The sequence below is a fragment of the Streptomyces sp. B3I8 genome (genome assembly GCF_030816915.1).
In the GTDB taxonomy this organism is placed as follows: domain Bacteria; phylum Actinomycetota; class Actinomycetes; order Streptomycetales; family Streptomycetaceae; genus Streptomyces.
Genome location: NZ_JAUSYN010000002.1, coordinates 1,557,954 through 1,574,800, shown reverse-complemented (window position 1 = coordinate 1,574,800; position 16,847 = coordinate 1,557,954). Strand labels below are relative to the sequence as shown.

Genomic DNA, 16,847 nt, shown 5'->3' with positions numbered 1-16,847 from the left:
CCTCAGACCCCGTCCACGAGAGGCGTCAGCGCCACCGTGCCACCACCCCGCGTGGACGGGACCCCGGACACCACCCGCTCCCGCTCCCGCAACCCGAACGACGTGAACGCCGTCCGCCGCGGCAACGGATACGACTCCTCACCCGTCACCGCGTTCAGGATCCGCGCACTGCGCCACGCCGTCATACCCAAATCAGGCGCACCCACCCCATGCGCGTGCGACTCCGCGTTCTGCACATACACCGCACACCCCGTCGCCGCGATCTCCCGCGCCAGCACCACCCGATAGTGCTCGTCGACACGCGGCCGCTCCGCGGCATCACGGCAGACGTAAGGCTCCAAGGACCGCAACAACGAACCCACCGGACGCTCCCGGAACCCCGTCGCCAACACCACCGCATCCGTCGCCAGACACGTCCGCAACCCCTGCCCCCCGTGCTCCAGATGCAACTCCACCCGGGAACCCGACAACCACCCGGCCGTCCGCACCCGCACACCAGGGGTCAACACGACATCCGGCCAGCCACCGCCCACCACCGAACGGCGATACAACTCCTCCTGCACCGCCGCGATCGTCCCCGCGTCGATTCCCTTGTACAACTGCCACTGCGCGGGCAACAACCGATCCCGCACGGACTCGTCCAACGCGTGGAAATACGCCGCGTAATCCGGAGTGAAATGCTCCAGCCCCAGCTTCGAATACTCCATCGGCGCGAACGCCCCCGTCCGCGCCAACCAGTGCAACCGCTCCCGCCCCACCGGACGATTCCGCAACAGATCCAGAAACACCTCCGCACCCGACTGCCCCGCACCCACCACCGTCACATGACCCGCGGCCAACACCCGCTCACGGTGCTCCAGATAATCCGCCGCATGACACACCGCCACCTCCCGCGCCCCCACCAGAGGCCGCAACGCCTCCGGCACATACGGCTCCGTACCCACCCCCAACACCACATTGCGGGTATGAGCACGCCCCAGCGACTCCACCCCGCCCTCCGCATCCACCCGACTGAAATCCACCTCGAACAACTCACTACGCGGATTCCACCGCACCGCATCCACCTGATGCCCGAAACGCAACGCCGGCAGCCGCTCCGCGACCCAACGGCAATACCCCTCGTACTCCGCCCGCAAAATATGCGGCCGCTCCGCGAAATAGAAAGGGAACAACCTCTCCCGCGCACGCAGATGATTGAGAAAGGACCACGGACTCGTCGGATCGACCAACGACACCAGATCCGCCAGGAACGGCACCTGCAACCGAGTCCCCTCGATCAACAGCCCCGGATGCCAGTCGAACCCCTGCCGCTGTTCGAGGAAGACAGCGTCCAGTCCGGCCAGCGGCTGGGCCAGCGCCGCCAGGGAGAGATTGGCCGGCCCGATGCCGACACCGACGAGATCACGAGGAGACGCGGACGTCATCAACGGAGATGTCCTTCCACCAGACACAGCACACCCGCCAACTCACTCAGGCGCACATGGGGATTGAGAAGAGTGACCTTGAACCACAACCGGCCGCCGAGACGCGCCCGGCCCAACACCGCCCGCCCCTCCACCAACAACCTCCGCCGCACCTCGGCAACGATGTCGTCACCCACCCCCGAGGGACGGAACACCACCGTGCTGATCACCGGCAGGCCGTACAACTCGAACCCCGGACGCCCCGCCACCAGCCCGGCGAACTCCCGCGCCCCCGCGCACACCCCGTCGACCAGCGACCCCAGCCCCGCACGCCCCAACACCCGCAGCGTCACCGCCACCTTGAACACATCGGCACGCCGGGTCGTCCGCAACGAACGCCCCAGCAGATCCGGCAACCCCGCCTCGACATCATCAGCAGCGCTCAGATAATCGGCACGCTGCCCCAGCACCGCCAGGTCCCCACCGTCACGCACCGCGAACACCCCCGCAGCCACCGGCTGCCAACCCAGTTTGTGCAGGTCCAACGCCACACTGTCGGCCGCCTCAAGACCCGCCAGCAGCCCCCGGTACCGGTCGCTGAACAGCAGCCCGCCACCGTACGCGGCATCCACATGCAGCCGCGCCCCGTACCGGGCACACAACGCGGCCACCTCCGGAAGCGGATCGATCAACCCCGCATCCGTCGTCCCCGCCGTCGCCGCGACCAGCACCGGCCCCGCCACCCGCGACAGCGCCGCCTCCAACGCCGCCGCCTCCACCACCCCGCCCGACGCCGGCACCACCACCGGCTCCGCCAGCCCGAACAACCACGCCGCCCGTGCCAGCGAATGGTGCGCGTTCGCCCCGCACATCAACCGCACCCCGGGCCCGCACACCTCCCGCGCCAGCAGCACCGCGAGCTGATTCGCCTCCGTACCCCCCGACGTCACCAACGCGTCCGCCATCCCCGCGAACCGAGCCAACGCCCCCGTCACCGACTCCTCGAGCGCTGACGCGGACGGCGACTGGTCCCAGGAGTCCAGCGAGGGATTGAGCACGCTCACGGCGAGATCCGCGGCGACGGCCACGGCCAGCGGCGGACAGTGCAGATGCGCCGCACACAACGGATCCGCAGGATCGGCGGCCCCCGCCGCCAGCACCCGCACCAGGTCCTCCAGCGCCCCCGGGTCCCCCTCCTCCGGCAGCACCTCTCCGACGGCGTCCCGCACCAGCGCCGCCACCGCCTCCGGCCCGCCGACGGGCAGGGGCCCACCGCGCTCCCGGCCGCCCGCCTCCAGCGCACCGAGCACACAGTCGACCAACGGACGCACAGCAGCGCCGCCGGACGGACCGGAAGCCAGGGCTGACGCGCACATATGACATCCTCCGGGCACGCGGAGCGGAAACCCGCGCCCCGCACCCCCCAACGACACCGCGCGGGCTGAGGCAACGGGTCAGTACTTCGGACCGATGTGAACGTCCATGAGAGCGACGGAGGCTTTGCGGGCGACGGAGATGTTGAAGTGCGCGCCGTCGAGGGAACAGGACGCCCACTCGACACCGAGCTTGTCGAGCGTGTCGGTACACAGCTTCCGGATGTCGTCCGACTTGTTGGTGAAGAAGTACCGCGGGTATTCGTACCGCTTCCGCTCGCCGCCGACGAGCCGGGTGGTCCAGTTGGTGATCCGGCAGCCGTCCGAGTGGATGAGACCCCGGACGAACTCCCAGGGGTGCGCGTCGACGATCTCCTGCTGCCAGGGGACAAGGGCGATGCGGCGCTCGTGCTTCCGACCGGAGCCGTGTTGGGGGAACAGGCAGACCAAGTGCTTCGAGTACACCTTGACGTCACTGCATCCCTTGCGGCGACGGTGCCACACCGAGTTGTCGGGGAACACGGCGCGCATGGCTTGCTCGCATTCGTTCATGAGGCCCACCCATGACTGAGTGCAGGTGATCATGAGAGTCGGCACACGGTGGCCGGAGTAGTGGGTGATGTATCCGTCGCCGAGATACAGGCCGAGCAGGTAGCTGTACGCCGCTGGATCGAGACTGCGCCCGTCACACCGTGGACATGCAGGATCGTGCTTGCCCGGACACTCTCCCCGCTTCGCGCGGTCCATGTGCTTCCAGTAGCCGACCGTGCCCGGTGGGACGCTGAGCCGACGTGCCACGTCGGTGTTCTTCGCGCCGTCCCTCAGCATGGTCAGGGCCTGCTGTCGTACCTGTGTTCCATGGTGGTTCATGTGAACACGGTGCGTGACCGTGAGTAGCGACACGCAGCAAAAAGCGGAGATTCACGAGAATGTGAACCTCCGCTACGGGTGCCGGGTACGGGATTCGAACCCGTATGTCCTTTCGGACAGATGTGTTTGAGACATCAGCGTATGCCGTTCCGCCAACCCGGCCGGCCAACCCCTGAGGAGTGTACCGGGTGACCTCCTGAAGCCGCAGCTAGGTACGCTTTCGGGAGCAGTACCCCGCCCCGAACAAGGAGCCCCCGTGACCGTGCCCGAGTCGCCCCAGTCCGCTGACGCAGCCGATGACGACAAGTCGCACGTGCCTCCCTTGACGACGCGCGTGGTCATCGCCGAGGACGAGGCGCTCATCCGGCTCGACCTCAAGGAGATGCTGGAGGAGGAGGGCTACAGCGTCGTCGGTGAGGCCGGGGACGGGGAGCGGGCCGTCGAGCTGGCCCGGGAGCACCGGCCGGACCTCGTGATCCTGGACGTGAAGATGCCGAAGCTGGACGGCATCTCGGCGGCGGAGAAGATCGCCGAGGAGAGTATCGCCCCGGTGCTGATGCTGACCGCGTTCTCGCAGCGGGACCTGGTGGAGCGGGCGCGCGACGCGGGGGCGATGGCGTACCTGGTGAAGCCGTTCAGCAAGAGTGATGTCGTACCGGCGATCGAGATGGCGGTCTCGCGGTTCACGGAGCTGAAGGAGCTGGAGAAGGAGGTCGCGGACCTCTCGCTGCGGCTGGAGACGCGGAAGCTGGTGGACAGGGCGAAGTCGGTGCTGCAGACCGAGTACGGGCTGTCGGAGCCGGCGGCGTTCCGGTGGATCCAGAAGACGTCGATGGATCGGCGGATGTCGATGCAGCAGGTGGCGGAGGCCGTGATCGCGGACGCGGAGGAGAAGAAGGCGGCGAAGGGCTGAGCCGTCCCTGCGGACCCACGTCACGAGGCCCGCGCCCCGGTCGACCGGGGGCGCGGGCCTCGTCGTGTGCGGTCGTGGTGGCGTCAGTCCTCGCCGAGGTACGCCTTGCGGACCGATTCGTCGTGGAGGAGGTCCTGTCCGGTGCCGGAGAGGACGATGTTGCCGATCTCCATGACGTGACCCTGGTCGGCGAGGGAGAGCGCCGCCTGGGCGTTCTGTTCGACGAGGAGGATCGTGGTGCCCTGTGCCTTGAGCTCCGTGATGGTCGCCATGATCTTCTGCATCATGATCGGCGAGAGGCCCATGGAGGGTTCGTCGAGCATGAGGAGTTTGGGCTGGGACATCAGGGCGCGTCCCATGGCGAGCATCTGCTGTTCGCCGCCGGAGAGGGTGCCCGCGGCCTGCTTCCGTCGTTCGCCGAGGATGGGGAAGAGGTCGTAGGCGCGCTGGATGTCCTTCTCGATGCCTTCCTTGTCCTTGCGGAGGAAGGCGCCGAGCTGGAGGTTCTCCGTGATGGTGAGGCGCGGGAAGATGTGCCGGCCCTCGGGGGAGTGGGCGAGTCCCAGGGAGACGATCTTGTGCGCGGGGACGCCGGTGAGCGGCTTGCCGTCGAACAGGATCCGTCCGGAGCTGGGCTTGAGGAGTCCGGAGAGGGTGCGCAGGGTGGTGGTCTTGCCGGCGCCGTTGGTGCCGATGAGGGTGACGACCTGGCCGCTCTCGACGCTGAACGAGATGCCCTTGACGGCTTCGATCTTGCCGTAGGCGACCTTGAGGTCCTCGACCTCCAGGAGTGCGGTCACTGGGCTTCTCCCTTGGTGGTGCCGGCGCCCTGGGCGCCGTCGGTGCTCTCCGCCGCGTCGGCCTTCGCGCCGTCGGTCCCGGCGGAGCGTTGCGCTGCGTCGGCCTTGGCGGTGTCGGTTCCGGAGGTGTTCGCCGCGGCGTCGGTCTCGGCCGTTTCGACCTCGGCGGCTTCGGCGTCGCCGGGTGCGCCCTCGAAGGGTTCGCCGAGGTAGGCGGCGATGACGCGTTCGTCGGCCTGGACGACGTCGGAGGTGCCCTCGACGAGTTTTTCGCCTTGTACGAGGACGGCGACGCGGTCGCACAGGTTGAAGATGAAGCGCATGTCGTGCTCGATGACGAGGACGGCGATGCCCTTGTCGCGGATGGCGAAGACGAGTTCCTCGGTCGCGCGGGTCTCCTGCGGGTTCATGCCGGCGGTGGGCTCGTCGAGGAGGAGCAGGCCGGGTTCGCTGGCGAGGGCGCGGGCGATCTCGAGCTTGCGCTGTTCGCCGTAGGGGAGGTTGCGGGCGAGGTGGTCGCGTTTGTGGTCGAGCCCGATGAATTCGAGCAGTTCGAGGGCTCGTTCCTCGCTGGCTTTTTCGGCCTTGCGGAAGCCGGGGCCGCGCAGGAGGGCGGACCAGAGTCCTTCCTTGGTGCGGGTGTGGCGGCCGACGAGGACGTTTTCCAGGACGGTCATGTTGGCGAAGAGCCGGATGTTCTGGAAGGTGCGGGCGATGCCGGCTTTGGTGACGAGGTGGGGTTTGGGCGGGAGGATCTTGTTGTTGTAGCTGACGGTGCCTTCGGTGGGCACGTAGAGCCCGGTGAGGCAGTTGAAGAAGGTGGTTTTCCCGGCGCCGTTGGGTCCGATGAGGCCGACGATCTCGCCGGTGTTGACGGTGAGGTCGACGGAGCGTACGGCGGTGAGGCCGCCGAAGCGCATGGTGACGTCGCGGGCCTGGAGTGCGGGTGTGGTCATGGTGGTCACGCCCCTGCCTTGGTGACGCCGAGGGTGGAGTCGGGAAGGCCGCGCTCGGGGACGTCGAGCTGGTCGATCTCGTGGAATTCGAGCTGGCGGCGCCGGTTGGCGATGACGCCTTCGGGACGGAATCGCATGAGGAGGACGAGTGCGATGCCGAATGCGAAGAGTTCGTAGTTCTGGAGGAAGCCGAGTTTTTCGGGGATGAGGTAGAGCAGTGCGGCGCCGAGGAGGGGACCGTTGACGGTGCCCATGCCGCCGAGGACGACGGCGGCGAGGAGGAAGGCGCTGTTGGGCGGGGCTGCTCCGGCGAACTGGTAGGGCGCCGGGTTGACGCTGTAGGAGACGTGTGCGCCGACGGTGCCGGCGAGGCCGGCGAGGGAGGCGCCGAGGGCGAAGGCGACGAGTTTGACGCGGAAGCCGTTGATGCCCATGGCGGTGGCGGCGGTCTCGTCCTCGCGGATGGCGATCCAGGAGCGGCCGATGCGGCTGTCGGCGGCCCGGGTGAAGACCAGGACGACGATGGCCGTGACGAACAGCATGAGGAAGAAGTAGTTGGAGAACCGGCCGAGGGTGAAGCCGGCGACGTCATGGCTGTCGCCGAGGTTGAACCCGAAGATTTCGAGGTCGGGGATGCGGCTGATGCCGTTGGGGCCGTTGGTGATGTTGGGTCCGGAGCTGCCGTCCAGGTTGTTGACGGCGATGCGGAAGATCTCTCCGAAGCCGAGGGTGACGATGGCGAGGTAGTCGCCGCGCAGTCGGAGTGTGGGGGCGCCGATGAGGACGCCGAAGACGAGTGTGACGGCCATGCCGGTCAGGGCGGCGGCCCAGAAGGGGAACTGGGTGCCGGAGAACCGGCTGTACTCGCTGCCGGAGACCAGGGCGGCGGTGTAGGAGCCGACGCCGAGGAAGGCGACGTAACCGAGGTCCAGGAGGCCGGTGAGGCCGACGACGATGTTGAGGCCGAGGGCGACGGTGCCGAAGGTGAGGATGTTGACGCCGAGGTTGGCATTGTGGTCGTCGCTCTGGGTGAAGGGGAAGATCACCGCGGCGAGGAAGGCCAGAGCGACGGCGAAGCCCTTGTGGTGGGTGCTGATCGCGGTGTAGCGGGCGAGCAGCCCCGAGCGGTTGAACGCCAGGAGGGCGAAGGCGAGGAGCAGGACGAAGCCGACGAAGGTCTCGCTGTCGTCGCTGTCGATGCCGATGCCGTAGGTGAAGGCGATCAGGGCGGCGGCGGTGCCGAGGGTGATCACGAGCCGGCGCACCCAGGGGTTGGCCGGGACGGTGATGCGGCCGAGGTCGGCGGCGCTCAGGTAGGCGCGGATGCCGTCGGGGCCGGCCGGGACGGTGAGCGCGCCGGCGAGGGCGAGGGCGCTGGCGACGGCGGCGACGTAGGCGCCGGGGTCGAGGTTGGCGAGGCCGCCGAGGTCGACCGCGATGGCGATGGCCGCGAACCAGCAGACGGTGAACGCGGACAGGGCGGCGGCGAAGAGGGCGGAGGGTGCGGCGATCCTTTCGGCGCCGGGGAGTTTGAGCAGGCCGAGGCGGGTGGCGCCGAAGAAGAGGGTGAGTACGCCGGCGACGATGGCGAGGATCTGAAGGCCGGCGGGGTAGCCGTAGACCGTCAGGTCGCCGGGGAATTCACTGGTCCAGGTCCAGGACATGAAGGCGGAGGCGATGGTTCCGGCGCCGCCGAGGAGGACGAGGGCGAGGCCGGCGCCGGGGGACAGGGGGATGAGTCCGCGGGGTGCGGGTGGGGTGGGTGACACGGTGGGTTCCGGTGTCGTGGGGTCGGGGGTCGTGGTGTGGGTCATGGGATCACGCCCTGTCCGCGACGCGTTCGCCGAGGAGGCCTTGTGGCCTCAGCAGGAGGACGAGGATGAGGAGGACGAAGGCCCAGACGGAGGCCCAGCCCTGGCCGCCGAGTTGTTCCATGCCGGGGATGTCGGCGATGTAGGCGGTGGCCATGGCTTCGGCGACGCCGAGGACGAGGCCGCCGAGCATGGCGCCGTAGATGTTGCCGATGCCGCCGAGGACGGCGGCGGTGAAGGCCTTGAGGCCGGCCTGGAAGCCCATGTCGTATTTGACGGAGCCGTATTTGAGGCCGTAGGCGACGCCGGCGACGGCGGCGAAGAGGCCGCCGATGGCGAAGGCGATGACGATGATGCGGTTGGTGTCGATGCCCATGAGCTGGGCGGTGTCCGGGTCCTGGGCGGTGGCCTGCATGGCGCGGCCGGTGCGGGAGAGGCGGACGAAGAAGGCGAGGGCGGTCATGCAGAGCACGGCGGCGACGACGAGGAAGATGTCGCCGCTCTGGATGCGTACCGAGCCGAGGTGGTAGGGCCCGAAGGGGAGCTGCGGGAAGACGCGGTCGGTCTTGGCGCCGGGGTACCAGTTGAAGACGGCCTGCTGCAGCGCGAGGGAGAGGCCGATGGCGGTGATGAGGGGGGCCAGGCGTGGTGCGCCGCGCAGTGGGCGGTAGGCGAAGCGTTCCGCTCCGACGGCGACGAGGACGGCGACGACCGCTCCGCCGGCCAGCATGAGGGGCAGTGCGAGCCACATGCTGGTGTTGCCGGGGAGCCAGAGGTAGACGGAGAGGGCTCCGAAGCCTCCGGTCATGAAGATCTCGCCGTGGGCGAAGTTGATGAGCTGGACGATGCCGTACACCATCGTGTAACCGATGGCTATCAGCCCGTACATCGAGCCGAGGAACAGCCCGTTGGCCAGCTGCTGCGGCAGTGTGTTCACCGCGCGGCCTCCGTGTGTGAAGTGAGGGGTGGGCCGGTCCGGTGGGACGGCCGGACCGGGGTATGGGAAGGGGGCCGCGCGGTGAGGTGTGGTCTCCCGCGCGGCCCGGGTGGTGCGGTGGGGTCAGCCGGCGTCGTAGGTGCCGCTCTTGACGGCCTTCCACTTGCCGTCGGTGACCTGGTACACGGTGAGCTGCTTGTTGGTGGTGTCGCCGTACTCGTCGAAGGCGACGGGGCCGGCGATGCCGTCGAACTTGACCTTCTGGACCTGGTCGACGATCTGCTGGCGGGCGTCGTCGGGGACCTTGCCGTCCTTCACGACCTCGCCGACGGCCTTGATGATGGCGGTGGCGGCGTCGTAGGAGTAGCCGCCGTAGGTGCCGTAGTCGCCGGGGTACTTCTTGGCCTTGTAGGCGTCGATGAATTCCTTGGCGGCGGGCAGGGTGTCGACCGGGACGCCGACGGAGGTGACGAGGTCGCCCTCGGAGGTCTTGCCGGCGGTCTTGATGTAGGTGTCGGAGAACATGCCGTCGCCGCCGAAGAGCGGGATGTTCGCGCCGGCGTCCTTGAGCTGCTTGGTGAGGATCTGCGACTCGTCGTACTGGCCGCCGTAGTAGAGCATGTCGGCCTTGGAGTTCTTGACCTTGGTGACGAGGGTCGAGAAGTCCTTGTCGCCGGTGTTGACGTGGTCGGTGCCGGCGATCTTGCCGCCCAGCTTGGTGAAGCCGGCGGTGAAGAGTTTGGAGAGGCCGGCGCCGTAGGTCTGCTTGTCGTCGACGACGTAGACCTTCTTCTTCTTGAGCGTGTCGTGGGCGTACTGCGCGGCGAACCCGCCCTGGAGGGCGTCGGTGGTGGCGGTGCGGAAGTACGTCTTGTAGGGGCGCGACTTCTTGGTCTGCCAGTTCTTGCCCTGGGTCAGCTCGGGCGCGGTGTTGGAGGGGGAGATCTCCACCAGGTTGGCGGTGGCGAACACCTGCTGCATCTGGGTGGCGACGCCGGAGTTGAGGGGGCCGACGACGCCGAGGACGTCGTCGGCGGCGACGAGTGCGGTGGCGTTCTGCTGGCCGGTGGCGGGGACGGCCTTGTCGTCGAGGGCCTTCACCTTGAAGGTGACGCCGGGGACGGTCTTGTTCTTGTTGGCGTCGTCGACGGCGATCTGGACGCCGTACTGGATGCCGAGGCCGGTGGCGGAGTTCTGGCCGGTCAGCGGGGCGTCGACGCCGATGACGACGGTCGTGCCGCCCTTGTCGTCGCTGCCGCCGCTGTCGTCCCGAGAGCCGCAGGCGGTGAGGGTGAGTGCTCCCGCCGCCAGGGCGGCGGTGATGGCGGTGAGCGAACGTGGGCGCACGGTCGTAAGTCCTTTCACTGGCGCAGCTGTTTCCCCGTGGAAGCAGCCGAGTCGTACGGCGGCCGGTTTGGCTTTTCGGCTGCGCGGTGACTGGCCGTGACTCTAAGCGCGGGTGTGGAAGGCAGAGGAGAGCTTGGCCAAGGCTGTGACGCTCTTGTTATGACACGAGGTAATGCAGAGCGGTACCGACTGGGTGGAACGGTGGATTTCTGACCCATTCGTCCTGTCCGCATGGTGAGAATCCGCAGTACCGGGACGGATTCGTTCAGGAGTCTCGGCGTTTTTGGTAGTGACGGGAAACCTTGTCAGGATGACTCGTGGGGATTCCGGTACGGGGCGGGGTGCGGGCGGCTCGCCGGGAAAAGTCCGGTGATTTATTGCCCGCGTATTACACAGCGTTACGCCGGGGAAAGGGGTTCCGGCATTTTCATCACTTCGTGTATGTCGTCCCATACGCGGATGCGGGGCCCGTGGCGGACCCCGCGGGCACGGCTGTGCCGGAGCGCGTGGTGCGGCGCTCCGGCACGGGGGGTGCGTTTCAGGCCGTGGCGGGGACGTCCGCCGGGGTGCCGGGGTCGAGGTCCCGCAGCATGCAGGTCAGTCGTGCGCTGCAGACCCGTCGGCCCTCCTCGTCGCTGATGGCGATGTCGTACGTCGCGGTGGAGCGGCCCCGGTGCAGGGGGGTCGCCACGCCGGTGACCAGGCCGGATCGTGCGCCGCGGTGGTGGGTGCAGTTGAGGTCGACGCCGACCGCGAGCTTCTTGCTGCCGCCGTGGAGCATGGCCCCGACCGACCCGAGCGTCTCGGCGAGGACGGCGGAGGCGCCGCCGTGCAGCAGTCCGTAGGGCTGGGTGTTGCCCTCGACCGGCATGGTGCCGACTACCCGGTCCGCCGAGGCTTCGACGATCTTGACGCCCATCCGTGTGCCCAGGTGGCCGGCGGAGAACAGCGCCTCCAGGTCCACTCCGAGCGCGGCGTACTCGTCGACAGTTGTCTGCGGGAAGGTCACGTTCCGCTGTTCACCCATGGGGGCCGGCTCCGTTCGTTCGTCGTGGCCGGTCCCCGTCCGTGACCGGCCGCCGGCGTCCTGCCGCCGGCTTCGCTGAGCGAACGCTCAGTCGGTCGTCGATTGTTCCAGGCGGACCACGACGGACTTGCTGGCGGGGGTGTTGCTGGTGTCGGCCGTGGCGTCCAGCGGGACCAGCACATTGGTCTCCGGGTAGTACGCCGCCGCGCAGCCCCGGGCGGTCGGGTAGTGCACGACGCGGAAGCCGGGCGCGCGCCGCTCCACGCCGTCCCGCCACTCGCTCACCAGGTCGACGTAGGTGCCGTCGGCGACGCCCAGGGCGCGCGCGTCCTCGGCGTTGACCAGTACCACCCGGCGGCCGCCCCGAATGCCCCGGTAGCGGTCGTCCAGGCCGTAGATCGTGGTGTTGTACTGGTCGTGCGAGCGCAGCGTCTGCAGGAGCAGCCGGCCCTCCGGCAGCTCCGGGTACTCCACCGGCGCGGCGGTGAAGTTGGCCTTGCCGGTGGCGGTGGGGAAGCGCCGCTCGTCGCGCGGGGCGTGCGGGAGGGCGAAGCCGCCGGGGCGGGCCACGCGCGCGTTGAAGTCCTCGAAGCCGGGGACGACCCGGGAGATGCGGTCACGGATCGTGGCGTAGTCCCGCTCGAACTCCTCCCACGGCACCCGGCTGTCCGCGCCGAGCACCCGCCGGGCCAGCCGGCACACGATGGCCGGTTCGGACAGCAGCCGCGCACCGGCGGGCTTCAGCCGGCCCCGGGAGGCGTGCACCATGCCCATGGAGTCCTCCACGGTCACGAACTGCTCGCCGCCGCCCTGGACGTCCCGCTCGGTGCGGCCGAGGGTGGGCAGGATCAGCGCGCGGGCGCCGGTGACCGCGTGGGAGCGGTTGAGCTTGGTCGACACATGGACCGTGAGCCGGGCGCGGCGCATGGCGGCCTCGGTGACCTCGGTGTCGGGGGAGGCGGAGACGAAGTTGCCGCCCATGGCGAAGAAGACCTTCGCCTCACCGTCGCGCAGGGCGCGGATGGCCCGCACGACGTCGTAACCGTGCGCGCGGGGCGGGGCGAAGCCGAATTCCTTCTCCAGAGCGTCCAGGAAGGCGGGGGCGGGCCGCTCGAAGATGCCCATGGTGCGGTCGCCCTGCACGTTGGAGTGGCCGCGCACCGGGCACACGCCCGCGCCGGGGCGGCCGATGTTGCCGCGCAGCAGCAGGAAGTTGACGATCTCGCGGATCGTGGGCACGGAGTGCTTGTGCTGGGTCAGGCCCATCGCCCAGCACACGATGACGCGCTCGGAGTCGAGCACCATCCGCAGGGCTTGCTCGATGTCCTCGCGGGTGAGGCCGGTCGCGGTGAGGGTCTGGGCCCAGTCGGCGGCGCGGGCCGCCTCGGCGAACTCCGCGAAGCCGTGCGTGTGCGCGGCGACGAACTCCTCGTCGACCGCACCCTCCGTCTGGAGGATCAGCTTGTTCAGGAGGCGGAACAGGGCCTGGTCTCCGCCGAGGCGGATCTGCAGGAACAGGTCGGTGAGCGCGGCGCCCTTGACCATGCCCTGCGGCGTCTGCGGGTTCTTGAACCGCTCCAGGCCCGCCTCGGGCAGCGGGTTGACGCTGATGATGCGCGCGCCGCCGGCCTTGGCCTTCTCCAGCGCGGACAGCATCCGCGGGTGGTTGGTGCCCGGGTTCTGCCCGGCCACGATGATCAGGTCCGCCTTGTACAGGTCCTCGAGCAGGACGCTGCCCTTGCCGACGCCGATCGTCTCCGACAGGGCCGAGCCGGAGGACTCGTGGCACATGTTGGAGCAGTCGGGCAGGTTGTTGGTGCCCAGTTCGCGGGCGAAGAGCTGATAGAGGAACGCGGCCTCGTTGCTGGTGCGGCCCGAGGTGTAGAAGACCGCTTCGTCGGGGGAGCCGAGCGCGGTCAGTTCCTCGGCGACGATGTCGAAGGCGCGGTCCCAGCCGATCGGTTCGTAGTGGTCGGCGCCCTCGGGCAGGTACATGGGGTGGGTGAGCCGGCCCTGCTGGCCCAGCCAGTAGCCGCTGCGCCCGGCGAGGTCGGCGACCGGGTGCTCGCGGAAGAACTCCGGGGTGACCCGGCGCAGGGTGGCCTCCTCGGCGACCGCCTTGGCGCCGTTCTCGCAGAACTCGGCGGTGTGCCGGTGCTCGCCCTCGGGCCAGGCACAGCCGGGGCAGTCGAAGCCGTCCTTCTGGTTGACGCGCAGCAGGGTCAGCGCCGTGCGCCGCACACCCATCTGCTGCCTTGCCATGACGAGGCTGTGCCGGACGGCCGGGAGGCCGGCCGCCGCGTGCTGCGGCCCGGCGACCTCGGGGGCGTCCTGCACCGGATCTGCCTTCGGCGGCTTCGTTGCCATCGCTCGCTCTCCCTTGGGCCCCGCGGGTGTGAACTGCCTCTGCGATCCTCGCACGCGGCACCGGCAACCGGTCCCCCGGCCGACGGGGTCAGTGTGCGCCGGGCGGGGAGGGGCGGGACGGAAGCGGTGCCGGGGGTGAGGACGGGGCCGGGAGGGGGCGCCGGGGCATGGGTGGGTGCGGGGTGCCGGTGCTCCGGTGGCGGACGTCGCGTCGGCCGGTGGCGGACGTCGTACCGGCCGGTGGCGGACGTCGCGTCGGGGAGCCGGTGGGGCCCGGCTGTCAGTGGGGCGTGGCAGGATCGGGGGCGTGGCAGAGACAGCAGCGAAGAAGACCGACACGACCCCCGGCGGCGACCGTCCACGGCTGATGCTCATGGACGGGCACTCGCTGGCCTACCGCGCGTTCTTCGCGCTGCCCGCGGAGAACTTCACCACCGCGGCGGGTCAGCCGACGAACGCGATCTACGGTTTCGCGTCGATGCTGGCGAACACGCTGCGTGACGAGGCGCCCACGCACTTCGCGGTGGCGTTCGACGTCTCCCGCAAGACCTGGCGCTCGGAGGAGTTCACCGAGTACAAGGCGAACCGCTCCAAGACGCCCGACGAGTTCAAGGGCCAGGTCCAGCTCATCGGCGAGCTGCTGGACGCGATGCACGCGGACCGTTTCGCCGTCGAGGGGTTCGAGGCGGACGACATCATCGCCACCCTCGCCACCCAGGCCGAGGCCGCGGGCTTCGACGTGCTGATCGTCACCGGTGACCGCGACTCCTTCCAGCTGGTCAGCGATCACGTCACGGTGCTGTACCCCACCAAGGGCGTCTCGGAGCTGACCCGGTTCACCCCGGAGAAGGTCGTCGAGAAGTACGGGCTGACGCCCGCCCAGTACCCCGACTTCGCGGCGCTGCGCGGCGACCCGTCGGACAATCTGCCCGGCATCCCGGGCGTCGGCGAGAAGACGGCCGCGAAGTGGATCAACCAGTTCGGCTCGTTCGCCGAACTGGTCGAGCGCGTCGAGGAGGTCAAGGGCAAGGCCGGGCAGAATCTGCGCGACCACCTGGAGTCGGTCAAGCTCAACCGCCGGCTCACCGAGCTGGAGCGGCAGGTCGAGCTGGACAAGAGCGTCGCCGACCTGGAGCGCGTCGCCTACGACCGCAAGGCGGTCACGATGCTCCTGGACACCCTGGAGATCCGCAATCCGTCCCTGCGGGAGCGGCTGTTCGCCGTCGATCCCGGCGCCGAGCAGGCCGAGGTGACCCCGGTCGCGGCCGGTGTCGCGGTGGACGGCGCGGTGCTCGGCGCGGGCGGGCTGCAGCCCTGGCTCGCCGAGCACGGCACGGTCCCGCTGGGCCTTGCCACCGTCGACACCTGGGCGCTGGGCACCGGTTCGGTCGCCGAGGTCGCGCTGGCCACGGCCGCCGGTGCCGCCGCCTGGTTCGACCCGACGGAGATCGACGAGGAGGACGAGCGGGCGTTCGCGGCCTGGCTCGCCGATCCGGCTCTTCCCAAGGTGCTGCACAACGCCAAGAGCGCGATGCGTGTCTTCGCCGAGCACGGTTGGACGATCGAGGGCGTCACGATGGACACCGCCCTGGCCGCCTACCTGGTCAAGCCGGGCCGCCGCTCCTTCGACCTGGACGCGCTCACCCTGGAGTACCTCGGCCGGGAGCTCGCGCCTCCGGCCGCCGCCGACGGCCAGCTCGCCTTCGGCGCCGACGAGGAGGCCGAGGCGGACGCGCTGATGGTGCAGGCCCGCGCGATCCTCGACCTCGGCGAGGTGTTCACCGGCCGGCTGGAGGAGGTCGGCGCGGCCGACCTGCTGCGCGACATGGAACTGCCGACCTCCACGCTGCTGGCCCGTCTGGAGCGGCACGGCATCGCCGCCGACCGGGCCCATCTGGAGTCCATGGAGCAGATGTTCGCGGGCGCCGTCCAGCAGGCCGTGAAGGAGGCCCACGCGGCGGCGGGACACGAGTTCAACCTCGGCTCGCCCAAGCAGCTCCAGGAGGTCCTCTTCGGCGAACTGGGCCTGCCGAGGACGAAGAAGACCAAGACCGGCTACACCACGGACGCCGACGCGCTGGCCTGGCTGGCCGCCCAGACGGAGAACGAACTCCCGGTGATCATGCTTCGTCACCGTGAGCAGGCCAAACTCCGCGTCACCGTCGAGGGCCTGATCAAGATGATCGCCGCGGACGGCCGCATCCACACCACGTACAACCAGACCGTCGCCGCCACCGGCCGGCTGTCCTCCACCGACCCCAACCTGCAGAACATCCCGGTCCGTACGGACGAGGGGCGCGCCATCCGCCGCGGTTTCGTCGTCGGGGAGGGTTACGAGTCGCTGATGACGGCCGACTACAGTCAGATCGAACTGCGCGTGATGGCCCACCTGTCCGAGGACGCCGGTCTCATCGAGGCGTTCACCTCCGGCGAGGACCTGCACACCACCGCCGCCTCCCAGGTGTTCGGCGTGGAACGCTCCGCGGTGGACGCGGAGATGCGCCGCAAGATCAAGGCGATGTCCTACGGCCTGGCGTACGGTCTGTCGGCCTTCGGCCTCTCCCAGCAGCTCAACATCGAGGCCGCCGAGGCCCGCACCCTGATGGAGGCGTACTTCGAGCGCTTCGGCGGCGTACGGGACTATCTGCGCCGCGTGGTGGACGAGGCCCGGGCGACGGGCTACACGGCGACGCTCTTCGGCCGCCGCCGCTACCTGCCCGACCTCAACAGCGACAACCGCCAGCGCCGCGAGGCCGCCGAGCGCATGGCACTGAACGCCCCCATCCAGGGCACGGCGGCGGACATCGTCAAGATCGCCATGCTCAAGGTCGACGAGGCACTGCGGGCGGCGGACCTGGCCTCCCGCATGCTGCTCCAGGTCCACGACGAAATCGTCCTGGAGGTCGCCCCCGGCGAACGTGAGCGGGTGGAGGCCCTGGTCCGCCAGGAGATGACCACGGCGGTCCATCTCAAGGCCCCTCTGGACGTCTCGGTGGGCGTGGGCCAGGACTGGGAATCGGCGGCCCACTGACCGGTACCGACA

At 69.3% G+C, this 16,847-nt stretch carries 12 protein-coding genes and 1 tRNA gene; 2 read left to right on the top strand and 11 right to left on the bottom strand.

Annotated elements, in window-relative coordinates; genetic code table 11:
• Positions 1-2 precede the first annotated feature (2 nt).
• The 4 genes from QFZ64_RS09290 to QFZ64_RS09275 all read right to left on the bottom strand — a co-directional run bounded on the left by QFZ64_RS09290 (position 3) and on the right by QFZ64_RS09275 (position 3,808).
• Positions 3-1,424 (bottom strand): lysine N(6)-hydroxylase/L-ornithine N(5)-oxygenase family protein, encoded by a 1,422-nt coding sequence (locus QFZ64_RS09290; RefSeq protein WP_307064258.1) that lies wholly within the window; start codon positions 1,422-1,424, stop codon positions 3-5.
• A complete protein-coding gene (locus tag QFZ64_RS09285) occupies positions 1,424-2,779 on the bottom strand; it encodes an aminotransferase class V-fold PLP-dependent enzyme (protein ID WP_307064256.1) in 1,356 nt (451 codons plus the stop codon). The genes QFZ64_RS09290 and QFZ64_RS09285 overlap by 1 nt, the downstream gene beginning before the upstream one ends.
• A gap of 78 nt (positions 2,780-2,857) precedes the next feature.
• Positions 2,858-3,646 (bottom strand): helix-turn-helix domain-containing protein, encoded by a 789-nt coding sequence (locus QFZ64_RS09280; RefSeq protein ID WP_307064254.1) that lies wholly within the window; start codon positions 3,644-3,646, stop codon positions 2,858-2,860.
• Positions 3,647-3,725: 79 nt separating this feature from the next.
• Positions 3,726-3,808: transfer RNA gene (locus QFZ64_RS09275), tRNA-Leu, on the bottom strand.
• Between the two features lie 94 nt (positions 3,809-3,902).
• Here QFZ64_RS09275 and QFZ64_RS09270 point away from each other — a divergent pair.
• The gene (locus QFZ64_RS09270) at positions 3,903-4,559 is read left to right on the top strand and encodes an ANTAR domain-containing response regulator (protein ID WP_307064252.1); all 657 of its coding nucleotides are present in this window, start codon (positions 3,903-3,905) and stop codon (positions 4,557-4,559) included.
• Positions 4,560-4,642: 83 nt separating this feature from the next.
• Here the strand turns inward: QFZ64_RS09270 and QFZ64_RS09265 are convergent, their stop codons facing one another.
• From QFZ64_RS09265 to QFZ64_RS09235, 7 genes are all read right to left on the bottom strand, one after another.
• On the bottom strand, positions 4,643-5,359 hold the full coding sequence (locus QFZ64_RS09265; RefSeq protein WP_307064251.1) for an ABC transporter ATP-binding protein: 717 nt from the start codon (positions 5,357-5,359) through the stop codon (positions 4,643-4,645).
• On the bottom strand, positions 5,356-6,315 hold the full coding sequence (locus QFZ64_RS09260) for an ABC transporter ATP-binding protein (protein WP_307064249.1): 960 nt from the start codon (positions 6,313-6,315) through the stop codon (positions 5,356-5,358). Before QFZ64_RS09260 ends, QFZ64_RS09265 begins: the two co-directional genes overlap by 4 nt.
• 5 nt (positions 6,316-6,320) lie before the next feature.
• Positions 6,321-8,129 carry a branched-chain amino acid ABC transporter permease gene (locus QFZ64_RS09255; RefSeq protein ID WP_307064247.1) on the bottom strand — a complete coding sequence of 603 codons (1,809 nt, stop codon included), beginning with the start codon at positions 8,127-8,129 and terminating at the stop codon, positions 6,321-6,323.
• A gap of 4 nt (positions 8,130-8,133) precedes the next feature.
• Positions 8,134-9,063, bottom strand: a complete 930-nt coding sequence (locus tag QFZ64_RS09250; RefSeq protein ID WP_307064245.1) for a branched-chain amino acid ABC transporter permease — start codon at positions 9,061-9,063, stop codon at positions 8,134-8,136.
• Between the two features lie 123 nt (positions 9,064-9,186).
• Positions 9,187-10,410, bottom strand: a complete 1,224-nt coding sequence (locus QFZ64_RS09245) for a branched-chain amino acid ABC transporter substrate-binding protein (protein WP_307064243.1) — start codon at positions 10,408-10,410, stop codon at positions 9,187-9,189.
• A 538-nt stretch (positions 10,411-10,948) separates the two neighbouring features.
• The gene (locus QFZ64_RS09240) at positions 10,949-11,437 is read right to left on the bottom strand and encodes a PaaI family thioesterase (protein WP_307064241.1); all 489 of its coding nucleotides are present in this window, start codon (positions 11,435-11,437) and stop codon (positions 10,949-10,951) included.
• A gap of 87 nt (positions 11,438-11,524) precedes the next feature.
• Positions 11,525-13,804, bottom strand: coding sequence for an FdhF/YdeP family oxidoreductase (locus QFZ64_RS09235; RefSeq protein WP_307064240.1), 2,280 nt, complete (start codon positions 13,802-13,804; stop codon positions 11,525-11,527).
• Between the two features lie 307 nt (positions 13,805-14,111).
• Between QFZ64_RS09235 and polA the strand changes: the two genes are divergently transcribed.
• Complete coding sequence (polA, locus tag QFZ64_RS09230; RefSeq protein ID WP_307064237.1) at positions 14,112-16,835, top strand: DNA polymerase I; 2,724 nt, start codon at positions 14,112-14,114, stop codon at positions 16,833-16,835.
• The last annotated feature ends 12 nt before the right edge of the window (positions 16,836-16,847 follow it).

Excerpts from the sequence above, each read along its gene's own strand:
- QFZ64_RS09290 (WP_307064258.1), bottom strand. The coding sequence starts at position 1,424 with ATGACGTCCGCGTCTCCTCGTGATCTCGTCGGTGTCGGCATCGGGCCG.
- QFZ64_RS09285 (WP_307064256.1), bottom strand. The coding sequence starts at position 2,779 with ATGTGCGCGTCAGCCCTGGCTTCCGGTCCGTCCGGCGGCGCTGCTGTG.
- QFZ64_RS09280 (WP_307064254.1), bottom strand. The coding sequence starts at position 3,646 with ATGAACCACCATGGAACACAGGTACGACAGCAGGCCCTGACCATGCTG.
- QFZ64_RS09260 (WP_307064249.1), bottom strand. The coding sequence starts at position 6,315 with ATGACCACACCCGCACTCCAGGCCCGCGACGTCACCATGCGCTTCGGC.
- QFZ64_RS09255 (WP_307064247.1), bottom strand. The coding sequence starts at position 8,129 with ATGACCCACACCACGACCCCCGACCCCACGACACCGGAACCCACCGTG.
- QFZ64_RS09240 (WP_307064241.1), bottom strand. The coding sequence starts at position 11,437 with ATGGGTGAACAGCGGAACGTGACCTTCCCGCAGACAACTGTCGACGAG.
- QFZ64_RS09235 (WP_307064240.1), bottom strand. The coding sequence starts at position 13,804 with ATGGCAACGAAGCCGCCGAAGGCAGATCCGGTGCAGGACGCCCCCGAG.